The sequence below is a fragment of the Klebsiella sp. C349492 genome (assembly GCF_042055345.1).
In the GTDB taxonomy this organism is placed as follows: Bacteria; Pseudomonadota; Gammaproteobacteria; order Enterobacterales; family Enterobacteriaceae; genus Klebsiella; species Klebsiella scottii.
Window position 1 is genome coordinate 201720 of record NZ_JANQCE010000008.1, and the last position, 23083, is coordinate 224802.

Consider the following 23083-nt stretch of genomic DNA (forward strand, 5'->3'; position numbering starts at 1 on the left):
ATGGTCAAAATTCACATAAAAGTAACAGTTAAAGGCAGGATAATCGCAGATTATAGCGATCTTAATCAAAAAGACAGAAAAATCCGTAAAAAATAAAAAGGGCAATAAAACATTGCCCTCTGCAATCAATTACTTATTGAATGCCATAACCACATCACGATGGGTAATAAACCTTATAAAGAGTTCAGTTCAAGGACGTCACGCATATCAAAGAGACCGCTTTTCTTGCCTTTCAGCCATAATGCCGAGCGAACCGCGCCGTTGGCAAAGGTCATCCGGCTTGATGCCTTATGGCTGATCTCAATACGTTCGCCAATATCGGCGAACATCGCCGTATGTTCGCCGACGATATCCCCCGCGCGCACCGTGGCAAAGCCGATCGTTCCCGGAACGCGTTCGCCGGTGTAGCCTTCACGACTGTAGACCGCGCAATCTTTCAGATCTTTGTTCAGCGCACCGGCAATCGCCTCGCCCATCGCCAGCGCGGTCCCCGACGGGGCATCCACTTTATGCCGATGGTGCGCTTCAATAATTTCAATATCAGTGTAGTCGCCCATCACCTTCGCCGCCTTTTCCAGCAGCTTGAGCAGTACGTTGACGCCGACGCTGAAATTGGCCGCAAAGACGATAGCAATCTCCTGCGCCGCATCGCGAATGGCCTGTTTCCCCGCGTCATCAAAACCGGTGGTGCCGATCACCATCCCTTTACCGTGCTCGCGGCAGAATGCGAGGTGGGTCAGCGTCCCTTCCGGGCGGGTGAAATCGATCAGCACATCAAAATCATCTTTGACCGCCGTCAGGCTGCTTTGCACCGTGACGCCCATGTTGCCTGCGTCCGCCAGTTCGCCGGCGTCGCTGCCGATCAGGGAGGAGCCATCGCGCTCCAGCGCCGCGCCAAGCGCCACACCGTCCATCTGCTGTACCGCCTGAATTAACTGGCGTCCCATCCGGCCGCCCGCGCCCGCGATGGCCACGCGGATTTGTGCATCATGCATAGCTATTCTCTTTTGTTAACTTTACGTAAATTGTTTTCAGAGTAACCAGCCCATCGATGGGCCGCTACTCAAAAACGCCGATAATTAGAAATTTATGACAAACCGCGGTCGATATCAGTAAAAACTATATGTTTGTCATCGTACGAAGGAGAGATATCGCCGCGCTAAAGCGCCGCTTCGCCAGCAGATAGCGCGCGAAACACGCCGCTAACTGCCTGATATCGCTGACTCTTCCCGGCGAAATCCGCATGATTCACGGATGACCAGCGCCGGCGGCAGGATAATCCGTTTCGGCGGCTCATCATTACCCTGAATACGGCTATACAACAGCTCCCCCGCTTTACGGCCGATCTCTTTCGCCGCCACAGATACGGTGGTCAGCGCCGGCTGTACCAGCGCCGCTTCGGTAATATCATCGAAGCCCACCAGCGCGAAATCCCGCCCCGGTTCACGGCCCGTTTTGCGCAGCGCCTGCATCACCCCCAGCGCCACGATATCCTGATAGCAGACCGCCGCCGTAATCTCCGGATAGCGGGACAGCAGATCCTCCGCCACCTTCGCACCCTCAATCTGGCTGGCCTGCGCGGTAACAATCCACTGCGGATTGGGCGAGATCCCGCTTTCCAGCAGCGTGCTGGTAAAGCCGCCAATGCGCTGCGCCCGGGTGCCTGAGCTCGGGCTACCGCCGATAAAGGCAATATTCTGGTGGCCCATTTTCAGCAAATGCCGCGTCGCCATCTGGGTGCCAAGGAAGTTGTCGGTGCCGACGAAATCAAAATCCGGATCGCTGAGCGGGCGAACCACCATAATGGCCGGAATATTGCGCCGTTTCAGGGCTTCAAAAAATGAGGTCGGCGTCTCCCGCGCGGCGCACAGCACCATGCCGCAGGCGTTATTACGCATCAGCGAATCGACAAATTTTTGCTGGCGTTCCCCCGACTCTTCGCTGTTAGCCAGAAACAGCAGCAGATCGTGCCGCTCCATTTCATGGCTCAGGCCCGCCGTCATCTCGCCATAAAAGGGGTTAGTAATATCGTGCAGCAGCAGCCCGACCTGATTACTGCTGCGGTTGCGCAGATTGGCGGCGGTCTGGTTGTAGACATAACCCGCGTCATCCAGCGCCTTGAGTACCCTTTCGCGCGTGGCCTGTGAAATCCGCCCCCGGTTACGCAGCACCATCGAAACGGTCGCCGTCGATACCCCTGCTCTTTCCGCCACCTGCGCCAGCGTCACTGTCGTCATCACCCCTCCCGTTTATTCGCCACAGGTTAATCGAATAACCTGTATTTTGTATTTTTCCCTGTGACTGCCTTCACATTAAAGGCCATTTCGCCCCCTGACTTGTCGATTATGGCGGGTTAATCGCGTTAACCACACTGCCAAAACAAGGTTAATCGATTAATCTTCATTTAGCCAATATGGAGAGTGAAAATGCAAACGACCTATAACAAATACCCTGAGGTTGCGATTCGGGGCTATGACGACCACGCCTGGCAGGGCTGGGAGTCCATCCGTACCGCGCTTAGCGCCAGGACGTCGGCGGCCGCGAGAACCGTGCTGGTTGTCGATTGCTATCCAGGCGTGCGGCTGGAAGAGCTGGAACAGCATCTGCTGCCGGGGCTCGGCGGCGCGCTGACGCTTAACGTAGAGTCCGCTCGCCGCGACGAGCAGGCAATCCACGCCCTGCTGGCGCGCAATCTTACCGACGACCGCGTGTTCGGCGTGCTTTCCTGTCACCATCTTGACGAATTTTTTGCCCCCGAAAAGCTGAATAGCCTGCGCCAGCAGATCGCGGCCGTCAGCGAGGGCGTCGTGGTCATCTATGGGCCCGGCGCGGCGCTGGTTCATCCCGGCGATCTGCTGGTGTACGCCGACATGCCGCGCTGGGAGATCCAGCAGCGCATGCGCCATAGCGGCCTGGGGAACTGGGGGGCGGATAATCAGGATGAAGATATCCTCCGCCGCTACAAGCGCGCCTTTTTCATTGAATGGCGCGTCTTCGATCGGCATAAGGTGCCGCTGCTCAAACGCGCCGATTTTTTGCTTGATACCACGGTAAAAAATGCCCCGGCTCTGGTCAGCGGCGAAGCGCTGCGCGCCGGGCTACAGCAGACCACCACCCAGCCGTTCCGCGTCGCCCCTTTCTTCGATCCCGGCGTCTGGGGCGGGCAGTGGATGAAGCAACGATTCGATCTCGATCCTACGGCCGCCAACTACGCGTGGTGTTTTGATTGCGTGCCCGAGGAAAACAGCCTGTTACTGCGTTTTGGTGACGTACGGATCGAGATCCCCTCCCAGGACCTGGTGCTGCTGCACCCACGTGCGCTGCTGGGTGAAAAGGTACACGCCCGCTTCGGCGCCGAGTTCCCGATCCGGTTTGATTTTCTCGACACCATCGGCGGGCAAAACCTGAGTTTCCAGGTTCATCCGATAACCGAATATATCCAGCAGCAGTTTGGTATGCACTACACCCAGGATGAGAGCTACTACATCCTCGAGGCGGAGCCGGAAGCCGTCGTCTACCTGGGAACTCAGACGGGGATCAAACCGCAGGAAATGCTTGCCGATCTGCAGGCCGCCGGCCGCGGCGAAAAGGCCTTCGACGATCGGCGCTTCGTTAACCAAATCCCGGCGCGTAAGCACGATCACTTTCTTATCCCTGCCGGTACGGTGCACTGTTCAGGACGCGGCACAATGGTGCTCGAAATCAGCGCGACGCCGTATATTTTCACCTTCAAGCTCTGGGACTGGGGGCGTTTAGGTTTAGACGGATTGCCTCGCCCGGTGCATCTGCAGCACGGCGAACAGGTTATTGACTGGCAGCGCGATACGCAGTGGGTCAACGACAACCTGGTTAACCGCATTGAGCCCATTGCCGAAGGTGAAGGCTGGCGGGAGGAGCGGACGGGAATGCACGAGCGCGAGTTTATCGAAACCCGCCGCCACTGGTTCAGCGCGCCGGTCACGCACCATACCCACGGCGGGGTTAACGTTCTGAACCTGGTAGAGGGAGCAGAAGCCGTGGTCGACAGCCCGAGCGGCGCCTTTGCCCCCTTCACCGTGCACTACGCCGAGACCTTTATCATTCCGGCCGCCGTCGGGGAGTACCGTATTTCGCCGGCGGGTCAAGGCAGCGGACAGCAGCTGGCCACCATCAAAGCCTGGGTAAGAGGATAAGGTCATGATTAACGTTATTGTTGCCACTCACGGCCCGCTGGCTGACGCCCTGCTGGCCAGCGGGCGGATGGTTTACGGCGAGCTGCCGTCTATCTCAACCGTCACCCTCGACGAGCAGGCGGGCATCGAAGGCTTTAAGCAGGATTTTGCCCGCGCGCTGGACGGCGCCGGGCAGCAGGCCGACGGCGTACTGGTGCTGTGCGATATGCAAAGCGGAACGCCGTGGAACGTCGCCTGCCTGCACGCTTTCTCTGCGCAGACAACGCCCCCCGTCGCCGTACTGGCGGGGGTGAATTTCCCGATGCTGCTGCAGTGTGAAGAGATTCTCCACCTGACGGATGTCCACGCCGCTGCCGAACGGCTGCTGGCGTTAACCGTACCAACCCTGATTAAAGCCTCCCCGGTTTTAGCCGTTCAGCCAGATGATTTTTAGAGGAAAACGCTTATGAGTATCTCTTTTGTACGTATTGACGACCGGGTGATCCATGGGCAGCTCGTGACGCGCTGGGCCAAAGAGCTGCCCTGCGACGGTATCGTGGCGATTGACGACGCCGTCGCGGCCGACCCGCTCCTCTCATCGGTGATGAAAGGCGCCGTGCAGGACCTCAAGGTCTGGCTGTTCGACACCGCCACGGCCATTGAAAAGTTACCCAAAGTCATCGCCAGCGAGAAACGCTATTTCGTGATAGGCAAATCCCCGGTCACCTTACAGCGCCTGGAAGCGGCGGGGATCAGCCTGAAAAATACCAATGGTAAAATCAACGTTGGCCCGATGAGCGCCCGCGCCGATACCACCACCATTGGGCCGAATCAGTCGGTTAACGCCGCCGAGATCGCCGCCTTTGACTGGCTGGTGCAGCGCGGGCATCACGTTGAATTCCGTCTGGTGCCGGATGCCAGCTGCTACAGCTGGCAGGACGCGCGGCAGAAGCTGAAATAAGGAGCGGATGATGATTATCGAAGCTACGCTGATTGGCATTCTTTGCTATCTGGGGGCCCTCAGCAGCCCCTGGCTTTTAGGCCTGACCGGCGGCTGGTATCTGATTACCCGGCCGCTGGTCTCCGGCATGCTGGTCGGCCTGATTTTAGGCGACCTGAAGACCGGGATCGTGATAGGCGTTGCGGTCCAGGCGGTGTATATCGCCATGGTGACGCCGGGAGGCTCAATGCCCGCCGACCTCAACTTCGTCGCCTGGCCGGCGATTGCGCTGGGTATTTTGTCGGGTAAAGGACCGGAAGTCGCGGTGGCGCTGGCGGCGACTATCGGTATCGCCGGCACGATTTTGTTCAATGCGATGATGGTGCTGAACTCCTTCTGGAACCACCGCGCCGACGTGGCGCTGGAGCGCGGCGATGAGCGCGGTATTTATCTGAACAGCGCGATCTGGCCGCAGGTCAGTAACTTCATTCTGCGTTTTGTTCCCACCTTTATTGCGGTCTATTTTGGCGCCCAGTACATCAGCGGCTTTATGGACAGCCTGCCGAAAATCGTGCTCGCGACGATGAACGTGCTGGGCGGCATTCTGCCGGCGGTGGGGATCGCGATTCTGCTTAAACAGATCATCAAGAACTACACCATGCTGATCTATTTTCTCGTCGGGTTCGTCTGCATCGTCTTTTTAAAGCTCAACATGGTCGCGCTGGTGATCGTGGGCTCGCTGCTGGCGCTGATCCACTACAACTATAAGCCGGAACCGCAGCAGGCCGCGGGCAGCAAGCCGGCCGTCGATGATGAGGATGAATTCTGATGGAAGAACGTACCCTGAACCGTAAAGATCTTCGCCGCTGCTGGCGGGCGTGGATGATGCACAACCTCTCGTCGATGAGCTTTGAGCGCCTGGAGTCGTTCGGCTTCTGCCTGAGCATGCTGCCGGTGGCGAAAAAGCTCTATCCGGACGCGGCCCAGCGCACTGAAATGCTGCGCCGCCACGCCTCCTTCTACAATACCGAGCCGCAGATCGGCGCGATCGTTAACGGGATGGTGCTCGGACTGGAAGAGAAAAAAGCCAATGGCGAGCCCATCGACGGTGAGACGATCAACACCCTGAAGGTTGGCCTGATGGGGCCGATCGCCGGGATCGGCGACTCGATGATCCCGGGAATGCTGATCCCTATTCTGCTGAGTATCGGCATGGCGCTGGCGGCGGGCGGCAACGTCCTCGGGCCGCTGTTTTATATCGTCGCCTGGCTGGCGATTATTATCCCCGGCTCGTGGTTCCTGTTTTTAAAAGGCTACAAAATGGGCTCCGGCTCGGTGGAGATGCTGGTCAGCAGCCGCTCCACCCGCCTGCGCGAGGCCCTGTCGCTGCTCGGCGTCTTCGTGATGGGCGGCGTCGCGGCGAGCTACGTGAAGCTGGGAACCGGGCTGGAGTTCATTACCCGCGATGGCGTCAATATCCACGTGCAGCAGATGCTGGACGGCATATTCCCGCAGCTCCTGCCGCTGGTAGTGGTGCTGGGGACCTGGTATTTAATGGCGAAGCGCGGCGTTTCGCCGGTGAAGGCGATGGTCATGCTGCTGGTGCTGGCTGCGGCAGGCGTCGCCAGCGGCCTGTTTGCCGGCTAGCCGCGAACGCGACCCCGGTTTGCAGGCCGGGGTCGCCGCCTGTAGCGCCAATATCTGAACCGGGGCATCGCGCCCCGGTTTTTTATGGATGAAAGTTGTGCCACAGCTCCGCCGTCCTGTCGGGACTGGAGATAAACTGCAGGCGGGCGGGATCGTCGATAAATTGCTGATAAATCGGCGCAGAGGTGATGCCAAACTCCACGTACCGGCGCGGCGTAATCGCCTGCAGGCGGCCGGGAAGATAGCGTGAATTATGCTGCCAGATAACGTGGTTATCCTGCAGCAGCGGGTACCACGCCAGCCCCTTATGCGCCCGCACGGCATCATATTCAAAGCCGTACTCCCGATCGCACCAGGCGCCGAAGGTCAGCGGCACCTCGGGATCGGCGGAAATTGTCGCGTGCCCCCACCCCGGCGGCACCAGCACCTTATCACCGGGTTCGGCAATCACCGCAAAGCAGCGGCCCGGGTCGTCCTCCACCCGCTCCTGCATATAGATAATCGCCCTCCCCTGCCAGATTTCATACAGCTCCGGCGGCGACCAGCCGCTGTGCTGGCTGACACGATGAATATGGCCCTGGCTGCGCACCGGCTCTTCCCCCAGCCTTCCGGCGGCGTAGGTCACGACGCCAAACAGCAACATGCGCTTTTTCAGCTCATCGCGATCCTGCATGCGCGCCACGTCCATCGCGATCGCATAGACCTCATCCGGCCCTTCACAGTGCGGATCGCGCAGCGAGGCGCGGATCTCATCGAGGCGACGGATCTCCGGCATCGGCCCGGTCACGTCATTGCCGTAGCTAAAACCAGGAGGGTTCTGGTGAATCGTCATATCCAGGCCCCAGGCGCGGGCGGAGTCAGCCATTCTGCACCTCCTTTGCCTGAATCGTCTGGTTCTCCTCCACGACCCGCAGCCTGAAGCCGCTGCCCAGCGCCGCGTAGTCATGCCCCGCTGCGGCAGGCCAGACCGCCAGCGCCGACAGAATATCGCTGCCGGTGTTAATTAACCGGTGGGCGGTATAGCCGGGGATAACGTGCACCGAGCCGGCGAATACCTTCTCCAGACGGGTTTCCCGGCGCTCGTTTTGCAGCAGCAGCAGGCCGCCGCCGCGCAGGCCGAAGTAGACTTCGCCCTGCTCGCGGCGGGCGTGAAAGTGCCCGCGGGTCATAAAAAATTCATCCCCGACTTTGCCGGGTTGGAGATGGGTTACGCCGGTATAGAGCTCGCCCGGTGCGGAGGAGGTATCCAGCATTTCGACTTCGTACACCACGAGATCGCCCGCCATCGTCAGACGGGTTCGCTCATCGGCAAAAACGCCGACCAGATCCTGAATACGCGTCGACTTGCGCAGCAGCGGGCCGTCGGAAAACAGGCCGCTGGCCCACGCCACCTGCGGTGGCTGGAAAAAGAAAGGATTCATATTTGTCTCCGGCCCAAGGAGAACAGCACAATCAGCTTAGCAGATTAATCGATTAACCCAAGGGCGAGAGGATGACTTTGTAGCGGATATCACAGCCGGCACCGCAAATGTACCTTCACGCCAGCGTGTAGCTCACGATCAGCTGGCCCTTTTTCATTTTCACCTGAGTTATCACCACCTCGCCCAGCTCAGAGAGGCTGGCAACGTGGGTACCGCCGCAGGGATAGGCAGGCAGTGAACCAAACCCCACCCTGCGCAGCCCGTCGGCCACGGAGATATGGCGCGGCAGGTTTTCCGCCCGCCAGCCGGCAACCTTTGCCTGCAGAGCGCCGGCCTCCGGCAGGGCCGCGTTAGCGCCTGAAGTGAAGGTAATCCGCCCCTCTCCGGGCCAGTGATGGGCTTTCGTCGGCTGCCAGCCGCACTGCTCTCCCGCCAGGCCAATCAGGTGGCCTGCGGAGTGCAGGCGGGCATGCTGATGCCGCGCTGCGGCATCAATCCGCATCGCCACCTCGCCCAGGGCCAGCGGCTGCGGGACAAGGTGCAGAATGCTGTCGCCAAACGCCGTCACGCCGTCAACGGCGATATCCGCTATCCAGCCGCGATCCGCCGGCTGCCCGCCGCCCTGCGGATGAAACAGCGTCCGGTCCAGCTCGATTGCGTAGCGGCCATCGGCCTGCGCCGCGCAGCTCACCACCCGTGCGCGCCCTTCGGTGGCATCGCTGGTGTAATAAAGACGTTCAGTCATGGTTGTTCTCCTCTCTTTGCGCACAGTATATTGATAATACGCACAGAGATAATCCCGTCATCCGTCAATGCACCTTTGCTTAGAGGGCACAAATGAATTTAAGCTTACTTCCCGATTTAGCCCTCTTCGTGCAAATCGTCGAGCAGGGCAGCTTTTCCGCGGTCGCCCGGCTTTCGGGAACCACGCCCTCCGCGGTCAGCCGCAGCGTCTCGCGCCTTGAACAGGAGATGGGCAGCAAGCTGCTGCACCGCTCCACGCGCAAACTCCGTCTGAGCGATGCCGGAAAGACGGTTTACGCCCATGCGCTGGAGATGCTGGAAGCCGCGCGCCTGGCGATGGATGCCGCCGGCAGCACTCAGCAGGTGGCGCAAGGCAAGCTGACGCTCAGCGTGCCGAAGGCCGTCGGGCGGTTTGTTATCCATCCGCTGATGACGGAGTTTCTGACCCGCTTTCCGCAGGTTGACGTCTGCCTGCGTCTCGAAGATCGCTATCTTGACCTGATTGATGATGGTATCGATCTGGCGCTGCGTATCACCCATTCGCCTTCGCCGGGGCTCCACGGCAAGCCGCTGATGCCGGTCAGCCACGTGATCTGCGCCACCCCGCACTATTTACAGCAGCACGGCGCGCCGCAAAATCCGCAGGATCTGCGCGACCATAGCTGCATCAGCCTCGGCGAAACGCCCGCCGATGCGCGCTGGAAATTTCGTCGTGAAGGAAAAACAGAGACCGTTCAGACCCGAGGACGCTACGCCGCCAACCACACCGCCGTGCGGCTGGATGCGGTGAAGCAGAATTTAGGCATTGGCAGCCTGCCGCTGTTTACCGCCCGCGAAGCGCTGGAGCGCGAGGAGATCGTGCAGGTGCTGGCTGAGTGGGAGTTTATCAGCAGCTATTCCGGCCAGCTTTGGCTGCTGTGGGCGGGCAATAAGCATATGCCCGCCAGAATGCGGGCCATGATTGACTATCTCAGCGAGAAAATTTATCGCCGCTAAACGGCCTATGGCGCCAGCGCCAGAACTTCTGCTACCCAGCGCTGGAAGCCTGCCACGTCCAGATCCAGCGCCACGCTGGCGTTAGCCGGCTGGCCAAGGCGGCCTTCGATATCAACGACCGTGGTGCCCGCCGTCCAGCTCCCCTGCGTTTCGACCGCCACAAAGCACGATTTAAGGGTAAACAGCTCGGGGCGAACCAGCCAGGCGATGGCGCACAGGTCATGCATGCGCAGCCCGCTCTCCATGCTGCCGCTGCGGTAGTGGCTGAACAGCGCGTGGAGCATTTTCCCGGTCCTGTTGAGCGTCGGCAGCGTGGCGAGGTACTCCGGCGCGAGCATGGCCTGATTCGTGACGTCCAGTCCGCACATCACAATCTCCAGCCCGCTCTGAAACACTTTGGCCGCGGCTTCCGGATCGATGGCAATGTTGAACTCCGCATTGGGGGTGAAGTTACCTCGCCCGGCGGACCCGCCCATAATGACCAGACGACGAATGTTAAACCGACACTCCGGATACTGCGTCAGCAGCAGCGCAATGTTGGTTAGCGGGCCAATGGCCACCAGCGTCATCGGCTCCGGGGCATGCATCAGCGCATCGCGAATGGCCTGAAACGCCGGTTTCGGCAGCGGCTGGCAGCGATGCTCGACAAACTCATACCCCTCCATCCCCGACTCACCGTGCACGGAGGCCGCATCGCGCAGCGGGCGCAGCAGGGGCATTGAGGCGCCCTGGGCCAGCGGCACGTCGGCGTTCCAGAAATGCAGCAGCTGCAGCGCATTGCGGGTGGTTTTTTCCACCGACACGTTGCCGGCCACCGTGGTCATCAGCTGCAGATCCAGCTCGGGCGCGAACAGCGCGGCGGCGATCGCCGCCGCATCATCAATGCCGGGATCGGTATCAAGAACGATCGGTAAGCGCATAAACTCTCCAAAAAAAATGCCAGACGTTAAGTCTGGCATCTTCGCATACTGACGGCGCAAAGAACTTATTCTACTTCACGGACATCGACCCGCAGCTCTTTGGGAACTTCAAATACGATATTCTCTTCGCGTCCTTCCAGCGGCACCGCGTCGCCGCCGCCCAGCTCCTGCAGGCGAGCGATCACGTTCTGTACCAGGACATCCGGCGCCGATGCGCCGGCGGTCACGCCTACGCATTTGGCCGCTTTGACCCACGGCTCCTGGATATCGGTCGCATCATCGATCAGATACGCCGCTTTCCCCATGCGCTGTGCGAGTTCGGCCAGACGGTTGGAGTTGGAGGAGTTCTTCGACCCCACCACCAGCACCACGTCCGCCTGCTCCGCCAGCGCGCGTACCGCCTCCTGGCGATTGGTGGTGGCGTAGCAAATATCATCTTTACGCGGCCCGACAATTTTCGGGAAGCGCTCGCGCAGGGCGTCAATGACGTCAGAGGTGTCATCAACGGAGAGCGTGGTCTGGGTCATGAACGACAGCCTGGCGTCGTTTTTCACCTCCAGCGTCCAGACGTCGTCCGGCGACTCCACCAGATACATGCCCCCCTGCGGGTTGCTGTACTGGCCCATCGTCCCCTCAACTTCCGGGTGGCCGGCGTGACCGATCAGAATCGACTCTTCGCCGCGGCGGCTGGCGCGAGCCACTTCCATATGGACCTTAGTCACCAGCGGACAGGTGGCATCGAAAACCGTCAGATCGCGGTTTTTCGCTTCGTTGCGTACCGCCTGCGAGACGCCGTGAGCGGAGAAAATCAGGATCGCGCCGTCCGGCACTTCACCGATTTGCTCGATAAAAATAGCGCCGCGCTTGCGCAGGCTATCGACCACATAGCGGTTATGCACCACCTCATGACGAACATAGATCGGCGCGCCGTACAGCGTCAGCGCGTTTTCGACAATGCTGATAGCGCGGTCAACGCCGGCGCAGAAGCCGCGCGGGTTAGCCAACAGGATCTGCATTTTACTCCTCCAGCGCCGGATCGACTTCCAGCACTTCAATATCAAAATGAACGGTGCGCCCGGCCAGCGGATGGTTGAAATCAACGGTGATGGAATCGCCGTTAACTTCCCGAATCACGCCGGGCATTTCGCTGCCATCCATTGCGGTAAAGAGCATAATTGCGCCGATTTCCGGTTCGCCCGCATCGATAAATTCGCGGCGGGAGAAGTACTGAATCAGGTCCGGGCTGGGTACGCCAAACGCGGCATCAGGCTCAAGGGAGAAGTTGGTTTTATCCCCCGCCTTCAGCCCCAGAAGGTGCTGTTCGAGCCCCTCGGAGAGCGAAGCATCGCCGAGACGGAACAGCGCCGGCTTGCCGTTATTGCGCGTAGACTCCGCGGTGGAGCCATCATCAAGTTTCAGCGTGAAGTGCACCAGCACCCCGCTGTTGCTCTGTACAGAGTTTGACATGCAGGTTTGCTCTAAGTTGGTTCCGTGTGTACCCCGCCGGCAAGACAGCTGGCGGGGTACGCTTATAATGTAGGCCGGGCCGGCGAAAACGCCACCCGGCAGGGATTACGCGGTTTTCTTCGCAGCGCCGGGCAAAAAGCCCTCCAGCACAATCAGCGCCGCGCCGATACAAATGGCGGTATCGGCCAGGTTGAAGGTGGCGAAATGCCACTCACCGACGTAGAAATCAATCATATCGACGACAAAACCGTGCCACAGCCGGTCAAACAGGTTGCCTAACGCCCCGCCAATAATCAGCGCGTAGGCGATGTTATTCAGCTTCTGCGTCGCCTTCGAGCGGTACATCAGCACCGTCAGAATCACGCAGATGCCGAGGGCGATCCCCGCAAAGAACCAGCGCTGCCAGCCGCCGCTATCGGCGAGGAAGCTAAAAGCCGCGCCGTAGTTGCGCGCATAGTGCAGGTTCAGCGATGGGAACAGCGAAACCGTATCCCCCAGAGCAAAGTTCTGGAGGATCAGGAATTTGCTGCCCAGATCGATAATCAGCACGGCGACGACGACCCACAGCCAGCGTAGCCCGGTTGAACAAACAGATTTACTCATCAGGCAAACTTACGTTGTTCGCCGTCACCGGCGACGTTGCTGACACAGCGACCGCAGATTTCCGCGTGTTCCGCCACCTTGCCGACGTCGCTGGTGTAGTGCCAGCAGCGTGGGCACTTATCGCCTTCCGCTTTGCTCAGCACAACCCGCAGACCCTTCAGCAGCTCGCTCTGCCAGGCATCAGCCGGCGCCTGCGCATAGTCGGCAACGTTCGCCCCGGAGGTTAACAGGACAAAGCGTAATTCATCGCTCAGCGCATTCAGCTTCGCCGCCAGCTCGCTATCCGCATACAGCGTGACCGCCGCCTCAAGAGAGCCGCCCACCAGCTTGTCTGCGCGAGCCTGCTCGATAACCTTGTTGACTTCGCCGCGCACTTTCAGCAGTTCGTCCCAGAAGCCATCGTTCATCGCTTCGTCGTCAGCCAGGCCAAACAGGCCTTCATACCACTCGCCGGTGAAGACGTATTTCTCGCGGGAACCCGGCAGGTAGCCCCAGATTTCGTCGGCGGTGAAGGACATGATCGGCGCCATCCAGCGCACCAGCGCTTCCACGATGTGGAACAGCGCGGTCTGGCAGCTGCGACGCGCCACGCTGTCCGCTTTCGCGGTGTACTGGCGGTCTTTGATGATGTCGAGGTAGAACGAACCCATCTCGATGGAGCAGAAGCGCATCAGGCGCTGCACCACTTCGTGGAAATCGTAGGACTCGTAGGCTTGGAGGATATCTTCCTGCGCCGCTTTCGCGCAGCTCACCGCCCAGCGATCCAGAACCACCATCTCTTCCGGTTTCACCATGTCGGTCAGCGGGTCGAAGCCGTTAAGGTTCGCCAGCAGGAAGCGCGCGGTGTTACGGATACGACGATAGCTGTCGGCGGCGCGTTTGAGGATCTCATCGGAGACCGCCATTTCGCCGGTATAGTCGGTGGAAGCCACCCACAGACGCAGGATATCCGCGCCCAGCTTGTTCATCACGTCCTGCGGAGAGACGGTATTGCCGATGGATTTGGACATCTTGCGGCCCTGGCCATCAACGGTAAAGCCGTGGGTCAGCACCTGACGATACGGCGCTTTGCCCTTCATCGCCGTGGAGATCATCAGCGAGGACATGAACCAGCCGCGGTGCTGGTCGGAACCTTCCAGATACATATCGGCGGCGTGACCGGAAAACTCCGGACGCACGTCAACCACCGAGGAGTGGGTAGAGCCGGAGTCGAACCACACGTCGAGGGTATCCGGCACTTTCTCGTAGCTGTCGGCATCGGCACCGAGGATGTCGCGGGAGTCGAGATCCCACCACGCCTGAATACCGTCAACCTCAACGCGCTTCGCCACTTCTTCCATCAGCTCCAGAGTGCGCGGATGCAGCTCCTGGGTCTCTTTATGCACAAACAGGGACATCGGCACGCCCCAGGTACGCTGACGGGAAATACACCAGTCAGGACGGTTGGCAACCATCGATTCGATACGCGCCTGGCCCCAGTCCGGGATCCACTGCACGCCTTTAATCTCTTTCAGCGACTGCGCGCGCAGGCCTTTCTGATCCATGCTGACGAACCACTGCGGCGTGGCGCGGAAGATGATCGGCGACTTGTGGCGCCAGCAGCACGGATAGCTGTGCTGCATTTTTTCAACGTGCAGCAGCGCGCCGCTGTCACGCAGCAGCTCAACGATGATGTCGTTGGCCTTGAAGACGTTGATACCGTCCAGCGACGGATAGGTTCCTGGCAGGTAGGCGCCGTCCGGACCCACCGGATTGGCGATTTCCAGACCATATTTCTGGCTGATGGTGTAGTCGTCAGGGCCGTGACCACCGGCGGTATGCACCGCGCCGGTACCCGCATCGAGGGTAACGTGGTCGCCGAGGATCGCCGGAACGTCGAAGTCGAGGAACGGATGCTTAAAGCGCATCAGCTCCAGCTCGGCGCCGTTGACCACCGCAAGGATGGTGTAATCCGCGATGCCCGTACGCTTCATCACGCTTTCAACCAGGTCTTTCGCCAGGATCAGCGCCTGGCCGTCAACCTGCACCAGCGCATAGTCGAATTCCGGCGACAGGGAGATGGCGCGGTTAGCCGGCAGGGTCCACGGCGTGGTGGTCCAGATAACCAGGGAAACCGGGCCGCTGACGTCGGCAACGCCGAATTTCGCCAGCACCGCCGCTTTATCGACCGCGTGGAACGCCACGTCGATAGACGGGGAGGTTTTGTCGTAATACTCAACTTCCGCTTCCGCCAGCGCGGAACGGCAGTCTACGCACCAGTGCACCGGCTTCGCGCCTTTGTGCAGGTGGCCGTTGCCGATGATTTTACCCAGCGCGCGGATGATATTGGCTTCGGTTTTGAAATCCATGGTCAGATACGGACGCGACCAGTCGCCCAGCACGCCAAGACGGATAAAGTCTTTACGCTGGCCGTCAACCTGGGTCGCGGCGTATTCGCGGCACTTAGCGCGGAACTCGGCAGCGGTGAACTTCTCGCCCGGTTTGCCGTATTCCTGCTCCACTTTCAGCTCGATCGGCAGACCGTGGCAGTCCCAACCCGGAACGTAGGGAGAATCATAGCCCGTCAGCCCTTTGGACTTAACGATAATGTCTTTCAGAATCTTGTTAACCGAGTGACCAATATGAATGCTGCCATTCGCATAAGGAGGGCCATCATGCAGAATGAAGGTTTTTTTGCCTTTTTTCGCCGCACGGATGATGCCGTACAGATCATCATCGGTCCAACGCGCCAGCATTCCCGGTTCGCGTTTGGCGAGATCGCCACGCATCGGGAACCCTGTTTCCGGCAAATTCAGGGTGGATTTATAGTCACTCATCAGATTCTCGGTTCCGTATTTCGGTTTGATAAACACCAACAGGTTTATGCCTGGCTGGTCAGCCCAAAAAGCTCGCGGGCCGTTAACTCATCACGTGCAATTTGCGCCTTCAGCTCATCGAGCGACGCAAATCGCTGTTCGTTACGTATTTTTTTACGCAGTATTACATCTATATGGCGACCGTAGAGGTCCATTACAACGTCCAACAGATGTACTTCCAGCTGTTGACGCACGCCGGCGACCGTTGGGCGAGTGCCAATATTGGCGACACCCGGCAAAGGTTTGTCGCCAAGCCCCGTCACTTCTACCGCATAGACCCCTTTAACCGGGGAAACCTGACGACGCAGCGGTAAATTCGCCGTCGGGAAGCCAATGGTGCGCCCCAGCTCATCGCCGTGGACCACGCGCCCGGAGATGGTAAACGGATGGCCCAGCAGGGTTTCTGCGAGAGCCAGATCGTCATCCGCCAGCGCCTGCCGCACCGCGGTGCTGCTGATGCGTACGCCGCCTTCACAGAAAGTCTGGGTGCTGGTTATGTCAAACCCAAACTCCACTCCGGCTTTCTGTAATAACAAGAAATCCCCCTGACGACCAGCGCCAAAGCGGAAATCATCGCCCACGGCGAGGAACTGCACGCCCAGGCGGCGGACCAGCAGTTCGCTGATAAAGTCCTGAGCGGTCAAGGCGGCAAAGCGTCGGTCGAACCGCACGCACAGCACGTAGTCGACGCCGCTTTCAGCCAAATAGCGCAGCTTTTCACGCAGGCGCGTCAGGCGCGCGGGCGCCTTATCGGCGGCAAACAGCTCCAGCGGCTGCGGTTCGAAAATCATCACCACCACCGGTAAGCCACGCTGGCGGCCCTCTGCGCGCAAGCGCTGCAGCAGCGCCTGATGCCCGCGATGCACACCGTCAAAATTACCAATGGTCAGCACGCACCCGCGCGGGGCCTGGCTGAGATTATGTATGCCGCGTATCAGCTTCATGTCTGGCTCAAAACAGTGAAAATCGTCCGAGTATACCTTGTACAACTGGCGACGTTAACCAGCGATTGCACCTCTTCGTTGAAAGATCCCGAGAATTCATCAACTCAGCGCTGGAACGCGGGGAAAACTACGCGCGCCCGTCGATTTTTATGGTGGAAAGGCTGTATTCGCCCGCAACAAGCTGGTAGAATCTTGCGCCATCACTACGTAATAAAGCGTCGTTGTTTTAAGCGCCGCTTATTTGCACAAATCCATTGACAAAAGAAGGCTAAACGGGCATTCTCCTCGGCCTTTGAATTGTCCATATAGAACACATTTGGGAGTTGGACCTTGGCTAATATCAAATCAGCTAAGAAGCGCGCCGTTCAGTCTGAAAAGGCCCGCAAGCACAACGCTAGCCGTCGCTCTATGATGCGTACTTTCATCAAGAAAGTATACGCAGCCATCGAAGCTGGCGACAAAGCTACTGCACTGAAAGCATTTAACGAAATGCAACCAATCGTGGACCGTCAGGCTGCTAAAGGTCTGATCCACAAAAACAAAGCTGCGCGTCATAAAGCAAACCTGACCGCTCAGATCAACAAACTGGCTTAATAGCCTGCTTGTTATCGCTTTGTAGAAAAACCCGCGAAAGCGGGTTTTTTTATGCCTGAAATCTGCCGACCGTCAGCGCTGCGGCGAGGTAAAGAGCGCCGAGTAGTCGCGGTTGCAGATACGCTGTACCGCCGGATGCTGGATCATGCGCTCGGCAAAGATGGCGTGATACTCCTCCATCACGTTCTCCATCCGGCCAATCTCAATGATCGACTCGTCATGGTAGAAATCATGCGCGTATAGCGTCGGGGCGACAAAAATCGCATTGTGCGCCGCACCGAACGCCTTCATCAGCGCCGCGTCATCAAACTCCCCGAGGATCTCAACCTTGAGCCCCTGCGAATTAAACCAGTTCAGCAGCTTGCGGCCTAGCATCGAACGTCTGCCGGGGATCAGCAGGCGACGCTCCTCAAGGCAGGCGGGAAACGGTTTCTCCGGCGGCGGATTCATACACCAGAAGCTCACGCTGCATTCGCCGATGCGCACCGAAAACAGCCCCTCCTGCTGGGTTGAGTCGATGGGGCAATCGGAGATAATCATATCGAGCTTATGCTGGCTCAGCTGCTCCAGCAGCATCTCGTGGGTCGATTCAAAGCAGCGCAGGTGGATCTGCTCATCCTCAACCACCGCGGCATCCAGCACGCCGCTCACCAGCCGCTTCGAGAGCGCATCCGCCACGCCAACGTCGAACAGCAGATTGGACTCCTTGCGATAGTTGACGATATCCAGCATCTCCTGGCTTAGCGTAAACATGCGGTCGGCATAGCGGAACACCAGCTCACCCAGCTCGCTCGGCTCCAGCCCCCTGCCCTTACGCTTAAACAGCTTGCCCTGCAGGCGCTCTTCAAGCGCTTTAATTTGTCCGGTTATGGTCTGCGGCGTCAGAAATAGCGCTTCCGCCGCCCCGACAACGGAGCCTTCCTTGTACACGTGCCAGAAGTAGTACAGATGGTTGTAATTAATATGCGACATGCTTCTCTCCCTGATAATGTCCTGGAGAGCCTCTGCGGGCTCTCCGAAAGTGTTACGCCGCTATGCGCTTACGCAGCAGCATATATCCGCTGACGGCCGATAGTACCGAGCCGGTCAGAATGCCAAGCTTGGCCCAGTTGATTAATCCGGGGTCAGTGCTGGCAAACGCCAGGCTGGCGATAAAAATCGACATGGTAAAGCCAATCCCGCAGAGCACGCCGACCGCCATAATCTGCTGGAAGCTGGCCCCTTTCGGCAGCGAAGCCCACTTCAGCTTCAGCGCCAGCCAGCAGAACAGGCCGATCCCCAGCGGCTTGCCAATAAACAGCCCGGCAATAATCCCCAGCGGCAGCAGCGACGTCAGCCCCTCAAGCGTCACTCCTTGCAGCGAGACGCCCGCATTAGCAAAGGCAAAAAGCGGCAGGATAAGCCAGGCAACCCACGGGTGCAGAACGTGCTCAAGCTGCTGCGCCGGCGATTTTCCATCCTGCTCCTTCAGCGGGATCATAAAGCCGACAATGACTCCCGCTAAGGTGGCGTGAACTCCGGATTTCAGCACCGCGGTCCACAGCACCGCCCCGACCAGAATATAGATACCGGTGCGCCGCACCCCGCTCAGGTTCAGCAGCGCCAGCACGCCAATGGCTCCCGCCGCCACGGCGAGCGACAGCATGGAAAGGTCGCTGGTGTAGAACAGCGCGATAATGACGATCGCCCCCAGGTCATCGATAATGGCCAGCGCCATCAGGAAAATCTTCAGCGCCACAGGCACGCGGCTGCCCAGCAGCGCCAGCACGCCCAGCGCAAACGCAATATCGGTTGCCGCCGGGATCGCCCAGCCCCCTCTGGCAATCGGGTCCTGAGCGTTAAACGCAAGGTAGATCAGCGCCGGGACGACCATCCCACCTAAGGCGGCCAGCACCGGGAATACCGCCTGACGACGGCTGGCCAGCGCCCCCTGCATCATCTCGCGCTTTACTTCGAGGCCAATCAGCAGGAAGAAGACGGCCATCAGCGCATCGTTAATCCACAGCAGCATGTTCTTGTTGATTTCTAACGCACCGACGCGCAGCTGAACCGGCATTGTCAAAAAGGCGTGATACAGGCCGCTGGTGGCGTCGGTATTTGCCAACAGCATCGCCAGCACGGCGGCAAAAATGAGGATTATGCCCCCGGAAGCATCGCTACTTAAAAAACGCTGCAGATGTTTCACTTTTTATTCTCTCTATCAGGATTATTCATCGTTTAAACTATTTTAATCGCCATAACAGATCGAAAAAATAAGATTATTATTGCCCTTTCAATCGGTTTTTACGAACTAAAAAGAGAAGAATCAGAAAGATGTCCGATCGAGAGGTTCAGGCATCATTAACGGATAGACGGCGAGAAATAAAAAAGCCACTTTGCGATAAAGTGGCTTTTTACACGGCACGATGATTAGCGCGTCAAATCATCGAAGAATTTCTTCACGCCGTCAAAGAAGCTTTTGGAGCGCGGGCTGTTGTTCTCACCCGTCGGGCCGCCGAAGCTTTCCTGAAGTTCTTTCAACAGCTGCCGCTGCCTGTCGTTGAGGCCAACCGGCGTTTCAACAACCACACGGCACAGCAGATCGCCCTGCGCGCCGCCGCGTACGGACTTCACGCCTTTACCGCGCATGCGGAACAGCTTGCCGGTCTGCGTTTCGCCAGGCACCTTCAGGTTCACGCGGCCGTCCAGCGTCGGGACTTCGATCTCGCCGCCCAGCGCCGCCATGGTGAAGTTAATCGGCACTTCGCAGTACAGGTTGTTACCTTCACGCTCAAAGATGGCGTGCTGCTTCACCTGGACCTGAACGTACAGATCGCCGGCTGGAGCACCGTGCTCGCCGGCTTCACCTTCGCCAGACAGACGAATGCGATCGCCGGTATCTACGCCTGCCGGGATTTTAACCGACAGCGTTTTGGTTTTCTCTACGCGACCGTGACCGTGACATTTATTGCACGGGTCTTTAATCAGCGTTCCGCGGCCCTGACAGTGCGGACAGGTCTGCTGAACGGCGAAGAAGCCCTGGCGCATCTGCACCTGGCCGGCACCGTGACAGGTCGGACAGGTCTGCGGCTTGCTGCCCGATTTAGCGCCGCTGCCGTGGCAAACGTCGCACTCTTCCAGCGTCGGGATACGGATCTCTTTCGTTACGCCGCGAACCGCTTCTTCCAGCGTCAGATCCATGTTGTAGCGCAGGTCAGCCCCGCGCGACGCGCGCTGACGACCGCGGCCACCGCCGAAGATGTCGCCGAAAACATCGCCAAAGATATCGCTGAAATCCGCGCCACCGCCGAAACCACCGCCGCCGCCGCCCATGCCGCCCTGCTCAAACGCGGCGTGGCCGTACTGATCGTAGGCCGCACGCTTCTGGTCATCCGTCAGGATTTCGTAGGCTTCTTTGATTTCTTTAAATTTAGCTTCGGCCTCTTTATCACCCTGGTTGCGGTCCGGGTGATATTTCATGGCCAGGCGCTTGTACGCCTTTTTGATTTCACGCTCTTCCGCTGTTTTGGAAACGCCTAAAATCTCGTAATAATCTTGCTTTGCCATTGGTGTTTTTCAGCCCCTTAACATGCGTGCACGGGCGGAGAGGAAACCTCTTCGCCCGTGCCAGTGTTTTACCCGTTCAAAGGGCGATTATTTTTTGTCTTTCACTTCTTCAAACTCAGCGTCAACGACATCATCGTCTTTCGCATTGCTTTCGGAAGCTTCAGCGCCGCCAGCCTGCTGCTGAGCATGCTGCTGCTGGGCAATTTCCATCAGCTTCTGAGAAGCCTGAGCCAGCGCCTGCATTTTCGCTTCGATATCGGCTTTGTCTTCACCTTTCAGGGAAGTTTCCAGCGCGGTCAGCGCAGACTCGATAGCGGTTTTGTCGTCAGCCGGCAGCTTGTCGCCCGCTTCTTCAACCTGCTTACGCGTGCTGTGCAGCAGATGGTCGCCCTGGTTGCGGGTCTGAACCAGCTCTTCGAACTTACGGTCAGATTCCGCGTTCGCTTCTGCTTCACGGACCATTTTGGCGATTTCTTCTTCGTTCAGGCCGGAAGACGCTTTAATGGTAATTTTCTGCTCTTTACCGCTGTTCTTATCTTTCGCGGAGACGTGCAGGATACCATCGGCATCGATATCGAAGGTCACTTCGATCTGCGGCATACCGCGCGGCGCCGGGTTGATGCCGTCGAGGTTGAACTGACCCAGTGATTTGTTATCGGAAGCGCGTTTACGCTCGCCCTGAATCACGTGGATAGTTACCGCAGACTGATTATCTTCCGCAGTCGAGAACACCTGGCTGTGCTTGGTCGGGATAGTGGTGTTCTTGTTGATCAGCGCAGTCATCACGCCGCCCATAGTTTCGATACCCAGCGACAGCGGGGTAACGTCCAGCAGCAGAACGTCTTTAACTTCGCCAGTCAGTACGCCGCCCTGTACCGCTGCGCCGATAGCAACAGCTTCATCCGGGTTAACGTCTTTACGCGGCTCTTTACCAAAGAACTCGGCAACTTTCTTCTGCACCATCGGCATACGAGTCTGACCACCGACCAGGATAACGTCCTGGACGTCGGATACGGACAGGCCAGCATCCTGCAGCGCAACTTTCAGCGGCTCGATAGAACGGTTAACCAGGTCTTCCACCAGGCTTTCCAGTTTCGCACGGGTCACTTTAATGTTCATGTGTTTCGGACCGGTCGCATCTGCGGTGATGTACGGCAGATTCACGTCGGTCTGCTGAGCGGAAGAAAGCTCGATTTTCGCTTTTTCTGCCGCTTCTTTCAGGCGCTGCATTGCCAGAGGGTCGTTACGCAGGTCAATGCCCTGATCTTTCTTAAACTCGTCAACGAGGTAGTTGATCATACGGCTATCAAAGTCTTCGCCGCCCAGGTGGGTATCACCGTTGGTTGCCAGAACTTCAAAGGTTTTCTCGCCGTCAACTTCGTCGATTTCGATAATAGAGATATCGAAGGTACCGCCACCCAGGTCGTAAACCGCGATAGTACGGTTGCCGACTTCTTTATCCAGACCGTAGGCCAGCGCAGCGGCGGTTGGTTCGTTGATGATACGCTTAACTTCCAGACCCGCGATACGACCGGCGTCTTTCGTAGCCTGACGCTGAGCATCGTTGAAGTATGCAGGTACGGTGATAACGGCTTCAGTTACCGGCTCACCCAGGTAATCTTCAGCAGTTTTCTTCATTTTTTTCAGCACTTCAGCAGAAATCTGCGGCGGTGCGGTGCGGGTACCTTTCACATCAAGCCATGCGTCGCCATTGTCTGCGGCAACAATTTTGTACGGCATGATAGAAACGTCACGCTGAACTTCTTCATCCTGGAAGCGGCGACCAATCAGGCGTTTAATCGCAAACAGGGTGTTTTGCGGGTTTGTCACTGCCTGACGTTTAGCCGGCTGACCAACCAGAGTTTCACCATCCTGGGTATAAGCAATGATAGAAGGCGTGGTGCGATCGCCTTCGGCGTTTTCCAGCACGCGAGCAGTAGTGCCGTCCATAATCGCTACACAAGAGTTGGTAGTACCCAGGTCGATACCAATAATTTTACCCATCTAAACGTCTCCACTAAAAATTCGATCAACATGTGGTTGTGAACCTGTAATAAGGGCGAAACGTGCGGTTTCAACTGCCCAACATCTTTTTTTTTCAGGTTCATTCACTGCGGTTGACTACAAGATGGGGTCGTCCACCGCTTCATCAAGGGGGGAGGCAAAAAAATTTTTATCTTCATCGCCCCACGAAGCCGGGCAGCGACGAGGAGGTTTCCCCGATATGGCGCGAAAAAGCGCGCTTCATATCGTTC

22 protein-coding genes are annotated in these 23083 nt (G+C 58.3%); 7 read left to right on the forward strand and 15 right to left on the reverse strand.

What is annotated here, in order from left to right:
• Positions 1–173: 173 nt before the first annotated feature.
• Entirely contained in the window at positions 174–995 is an 822-nt protein-coding gene (gene dapB, locus NWP14_RS24515) for a 4-hydroxy-tetrahydrodipicolinate reductase (RefSeq protein WP_375216132.1), read from the reverse strand.
• Positions 996–1202: 207 nt separating this feature from the next.
• Positions 1203–2237, reverse strand: coding sequence for a LacI family DNA-binding transcriptional regulator (locus tag NWP14_RS24520; RefSeq protein ID WP_375216133.1), 1035 nt, complete (start codon positions 2235–2237; stop codon positions 1203–1205).
• Between the two features lie 189 nt (positions 2238–2426).
• On the opposite strand from NWP14_RS24520, the gene NWP14_RS24525 reads away from it, so the two are divergent.
• Genes NWP14_RS24525 through NWP14_RS24545 form a run of 5 tightly spaced genes read left to right on the forward strand, consistent with a single transcriptional unit; the run spans position 2427 to position 6738 of the window.
• The gene (locus tag NWP14_RS24525) at positions 2427–4172 is read left to right on the forward strand and encodes a class I mannose-6-phosphate isomerase (RefSeq protein ID WP_331834534.1); all 1746 of its coding nucleotides are present in this window, start codon (positions 2427–2429) and stop codon (positions 4170–4172) included.
• A gap of 4 nt (positions 4173–4176) precedes the next feature.
• Positions 4177–4605 (forward strand): PTS sugar transporter subunit IIA, encoded by a 429-nt coding sequence (locus tag NWP14_RS24530; protein WP_375216134.1) that lies wholly within the window; start codon positions 4177–4179, stop codon positions 4603–4605.
• Between the two features lie 12 nt (positions 4606–4617).
• Positions 4618–5112, forward strand: a complete 495-nt coding sequence (locus NWP14_RS24535) for a PTS sugar transporter subunit IIB (RefSeq protein ID WP_346430417.1) — start codon at positions 4618–4620, stop codon at positions 5110–5112.
• A 10-nt stretch (positions 5113–5122) separates the two neighbouring features.
• Positions 5123–5920, forward strand: a complete 798-nt coding sequence (locus NWP14_RS24540; protein WP_095103867.1) for a PTS sugar transporter subunit IIC — start codon at positions 5123–5125, stop codon at positions 5918–5920.
• Positions 5920–6738, forward strand: coding sequence for a PTS system mannose/fructose/sorbose family transporter subunit IID (locus NWP14_RS24545; RefSeq protein ID WP_095103869.1), 819 nt, complete (start codon positions 5920–5922; stop codon positions 6736–6738). Before NWP14_RS24540 ends, NWP14_RS24545 begins: the two co-directional genes overlap by 1 nt.
• An 82-nt stretch (positions 6739–6820) precedes the next feature.
• Here NWP14_RS24545 and NWP14_RS24550 read toward each other — a convergent pair whose 3' ends face one another.
• The 3 genes from NWP14_RS24550 to NWP14_RS24560 form a co-directional block, all read right to left on the reverse strand.
• Positions 6821–7603 (reverse strand): glucose-6-phosphate isomerase family protein, encoded by a 783-nt coding sequence (locus NWP14_RS24550; RefSeq protein ID WP_331834532.1) that lies wholly within the window; start codon positions 7601–7603, stop codon positions 6821–6823.
• Entirely contained in the window at positions 7596–8159 is a 564-nt protein-coding gene (locus NWP14_RS24555; protein WP_375216135.1) for a glucose-6-phosphate isomerase family protein, read from the reverse strand. Before NWP14_RS24555 ends, NWP14_RS24550 begins: the two co-directional genes overlap by 8 nt.
• Positions 8160–8274: 115 nt before the next feature.
• Positions 8275–8904, reverse strand: coding sequence for an alanyl-tRNA editing protein (locus tag NWP14_RS24560; RefSeq protein WP_331834530.1), 630 nt, complete (start codon positions 8902–8904; stop codon positions 8275–8277).
• 92 nt (positions 8905–8996) lie between these two features.
• Here NWP14_RS24560 and NWP14_RS24565 point away from each other — a divergent pair, with 92 nt between their 5' ends.
• Positions 8997–9899 carry a LysR family transcriptional regulator gene (locus tag NWP14_RS24565; protein WP_331834529.1) on the forward strand — a complete coding sequence of 301 codons (903 nt, stop codon included), beginning with the start codon at positions 8997–8999 and terminating at the stop codon, positions 9897–9899.
• A 5-nt stretch (positions 9900–9904) separates the two neighbouring features.
• On the opposite strand, the gene rihC is transcribed toward NWP14_RS24565, so the two are convergent.
• From rihC to ribF, 6 genes are all read right to left on the reverse strand, one after another.
• Positions 9905–10819 (reverse strand): ribonucleoside hydrolase RihC, encoded by a 915-nt coding sequence (gene rihC, locus NWP14_RS24570; RefSeq protein WP_095103879.1) that lies wholly within the window; start codon positions 10817–10819, stop codon positions 9905–9907.
• Between the two features lie 65 nt (positions 10820–10884).
• Positions 10885–11835, reverse strand: a complete 951-nt coding sequence (ispH, locus tag NWP14_RS24575; protein WP_331834528.1) for a 4-hydroxy-3-methylbut-2-enyl diphosphate reductase — start codon at positions 11833–11835, stop codon at positions 10885–10887.
• Position 11836: 1 nt separating this feature from the next.
• Positions 11837–12286, reverse strand: a complete 450-nt coding sequence (gene fkpB / locus NWP14_RS24580; protein ID WP_045860016.1) for an FKBP-type peptidyl-prolyl cis-trans isomerase — start codon at positions 12284–12286, stop codon at positions 11837–11839.
• Positions 12287–12391: 105 nt separating this feature from the next.
• Complete coding sequence (lspA, locus tag NWP14_RS24585; protein WP_045860018.1) at positions 12392–12889, reverse strand: signal peptidase II; 498 nt, start codon at positions 12887–12889, stop codon at positions 12392–12394.
• On the reverse strand, positions 12889–15705 hold the full coding sequence (gene ileS / locus NWP14_RS24590; RefSeq protein ID WP_375216136.1) for an isoleucine--tRNA ligase: 2817 nt from the start codon (positions 15703–15705) through the stop codon (positions 12889–12891). Before ileS ends, lspA begins: the two co-directional genes overlap by 1 nt.
• Before the next feature lie 44 nt (positions 15706–15749).
• Complete coding sequence (ribF, locus tag NWP14_RS24595; protein WP_095103883.1) at positions 15750–16688, reverse strand: bifunctional riboflavin kinase/FAD synthetase; 939 nt, start codon at positions 16686–16688, stop codon at positions 15750–15752.
• 330 nt (positions 16689–17018) lie between these two features.
• On the opposite strand from ribF, the gene rpsT reads away from it, so the two are divergent.
• Positions 17019–17282, forward strand: a complete 264-nt coding sequence (gene rpsT, locus NWP14_RS24600; protein WP_003018940.1) for a 30S ribosomal protein S20 — start codon at positions 17019–17021, stop codon at positions 17280–17282.
• A gap of 72 nt (positions 17283–17354) precedes the next feature.
• Here rpsT and nhaR read toward each other — a convergent pair whose 3' ends face one another.
• The 4 genes from nhaR to dnaK all read right to left on the reverse strand — a co-directional run bounded on the left by nhaR (position 17355) and on the right by dnaK (position 22832).
• Entirely contained in the window at positions 17355–18254 is a 900-nt protein-coding gene (gene nhaR / locus NWP14_RS24605; protein ID WP_095103885.1) for a transcriptional activator NhaR, read from the reverse strand.
• 52 nt (positions 18255–18306) lie between these two features.
• On the reverse strand, positions 18307–19467 hold the full coding sequence (gene nhaA / locus NWP14_RS24610) for a Na+/H+ antiporter NhaA (protein ID WP_375216137.1): 1161 nt from the start codon (positions 19465–19467) through the stop codon (positions 18307–18309).
• Positions 19468–19691: 224 nt separating this feature from the next.
• Positions 19692–20828: a molecular chaperone DnaJ gene (dnaJ, locus tag NWP14_RS24615; protein ID WP_095103889.1), complete on the reverse strand. Its 1137-nt coding sequence runs from the start codon at positions 20826–20828 to the stop codon at positions 19692–19694.
• An 87-nt stretch (positions 20829–20915) separates the two neighbouring features.
• Positions 20916–22832 (reverse strand): molecular chaperone DnaK, encoded by a 1917-nt coding sequence (dnaK, locus tag NWP14_RS24620; RefSeq protein WP_041143977.1) that lies wholly within the window; start codon positions 22830–22832, stop codon positions 20916–20918.
• Between the last annotated feature and the right edge of the window lie 251 nt (positions 22833–23083).

What these genes read in the sequence shown, in the direction of transcription:
- rihC (WP_095103879.1), bottom strand. Translation starts at nt 10,819, where the DNA reads ATGCGCTTACCGATCGTTCTTGATACCGATCCCGGCATTGATGATGCG.
- NWP14_RS24555 (WP_375216135.1), bottom strand. Translation starts at nt 8,159, where the DNA reads ATGAATCCTTTCTTTTTCCAGCCACCGCAGGTGGCGTGGGCCAGCGGC.
- fkpB (WP_045860016.1), bottom strand. Translation starts at nt 12,286, where the DNA reads ATGTCAAACTCTGTACAGAGCAACAGCGGGGTGCTGGTGCACTTCACG.
- NWP14_RS24545 (WP_095103869.1), top strand. Translation starts at nt 5,920, where the DNA reads ATGGAAGAACGTACCCTGAACCGTAAAGATCTTCGCCGCTGCTGGCGG.
- ispH (WP_331834528.1), bottom strand. Translation starts at nt 11,835, where the DNA reads ATGCAGATCCTGTTGGCTAACCCGCGCGGCTTCTGCGCCGGCGTTGAC.
- NWP14_RS24535 (WP_346430417.1), top strand. Translation starts at nt 4,618, where the DNA reads ATGAGTATCTCTTTTGTACGTATTGACGACCGGGTGATCCATGGGCAG.
- NWP14_RS24550 (WP_331834532.1), bottom strand. Translation starts at nt 7,603, where the DNA reads ATGGCTGACTCCGCCCGCGCCTGGGGCCTGGATATGACGATTCACCAG.
- ribF (WP_095103883.1), bottom strand. Translation starts at nt 16,688, where the DNA reads ATGAAGCTGATACGCGGCATACATAATCTCAGCCAGGCCCCGCGCGGG.
- lspA (WP_045860018.1), bottom strand. Translation starts at nt 12,889, where the DNA reads ATGAGTAAATCTGTTTGTTCAACCGGGCTACGCTGGCTGTGGGTCGTC.
- NWP14_RS24560 (WP_331834530.1), bottom strand. Translation starts at nt 8,904, where the DNA reads ATGACTGAACGTCTTTATTACACCAGCGATGCCACCGAAGGGCGCGCA.
- NWP14_RS24530 (WP_375216134.1), top strand. Translation starts at nt 4,177, where the DNA reads ATGATTAACGTTATTGTTGCCACTCACGGCCCGCTGGCTGACGCCCTG.
- NWP14_RS24520 (WP_375216133.1), bottom strand. Translation starts at nt 2,237, where the DNA reads ATGACGACAGTGACGCTGGCGCAGGTGGCGGAAAGAGCAGGGGTATCG.
- ileS (WP_375216136.1), bottom strand. Translation starts at nt 15,705, where the DNA reads ATGAGTGACTATAAATCCACCCTGAATTTGCCGGAAACAGGGTTCCCG.
- NWP14_RS24525 (WP_331834534.1), top strand. Translation starts at nt 2,427, where the DNA reads ATGCAAACGACCTATAACAAATACCCTGAGGTTGCGATTCGGGGCTAT.
- NWP14_RS24540 (WP_095103867.1), top strand. Translation starts at nt 5,123, where the DNA reads ATGATTATCGAAGCTACGCTGATTGGCATTCTTTGCTATCTGGGGGCC.
- nhaR (WP_095103885.1), bottom strand. Translation starts at nt 18,254, where the DNA reads ATGTCGCATATTAATTACAACCATCTGTACTACTTCTGGCACGTGTAC.
- dnaK (WP_041143977.1), bottom strand. Translation starts at nt 22,832, where the DNA reads ATGGGTAAAATTATTGGTATCGACCTGGGTACTACCAACTCTTGTGTA.
- NWP14_RS24565 (WP_331834529.1), top strand. Translation starts at nt 8,997, where the DNA reads ATGAATTTAAGCTTACTTCCCGATTTAGCCCTCTTCGTGCAAATCGTC.
- dnaJ (WP_095103889.1), bottom strand. Translation starts at nt 20,828, where the DNA reads ATGGCAAAGCAAGATTATTACGAGATTTTAGGCGTTTCCAAAACAGCG.
- dapB (WP_375216132.1), bottom strand. Translation starts at nt 995, where the DNA reads ATGCATGATGCACAAATCCGCGTGGCCATCGCGGGCGCGGGCGGCCGG.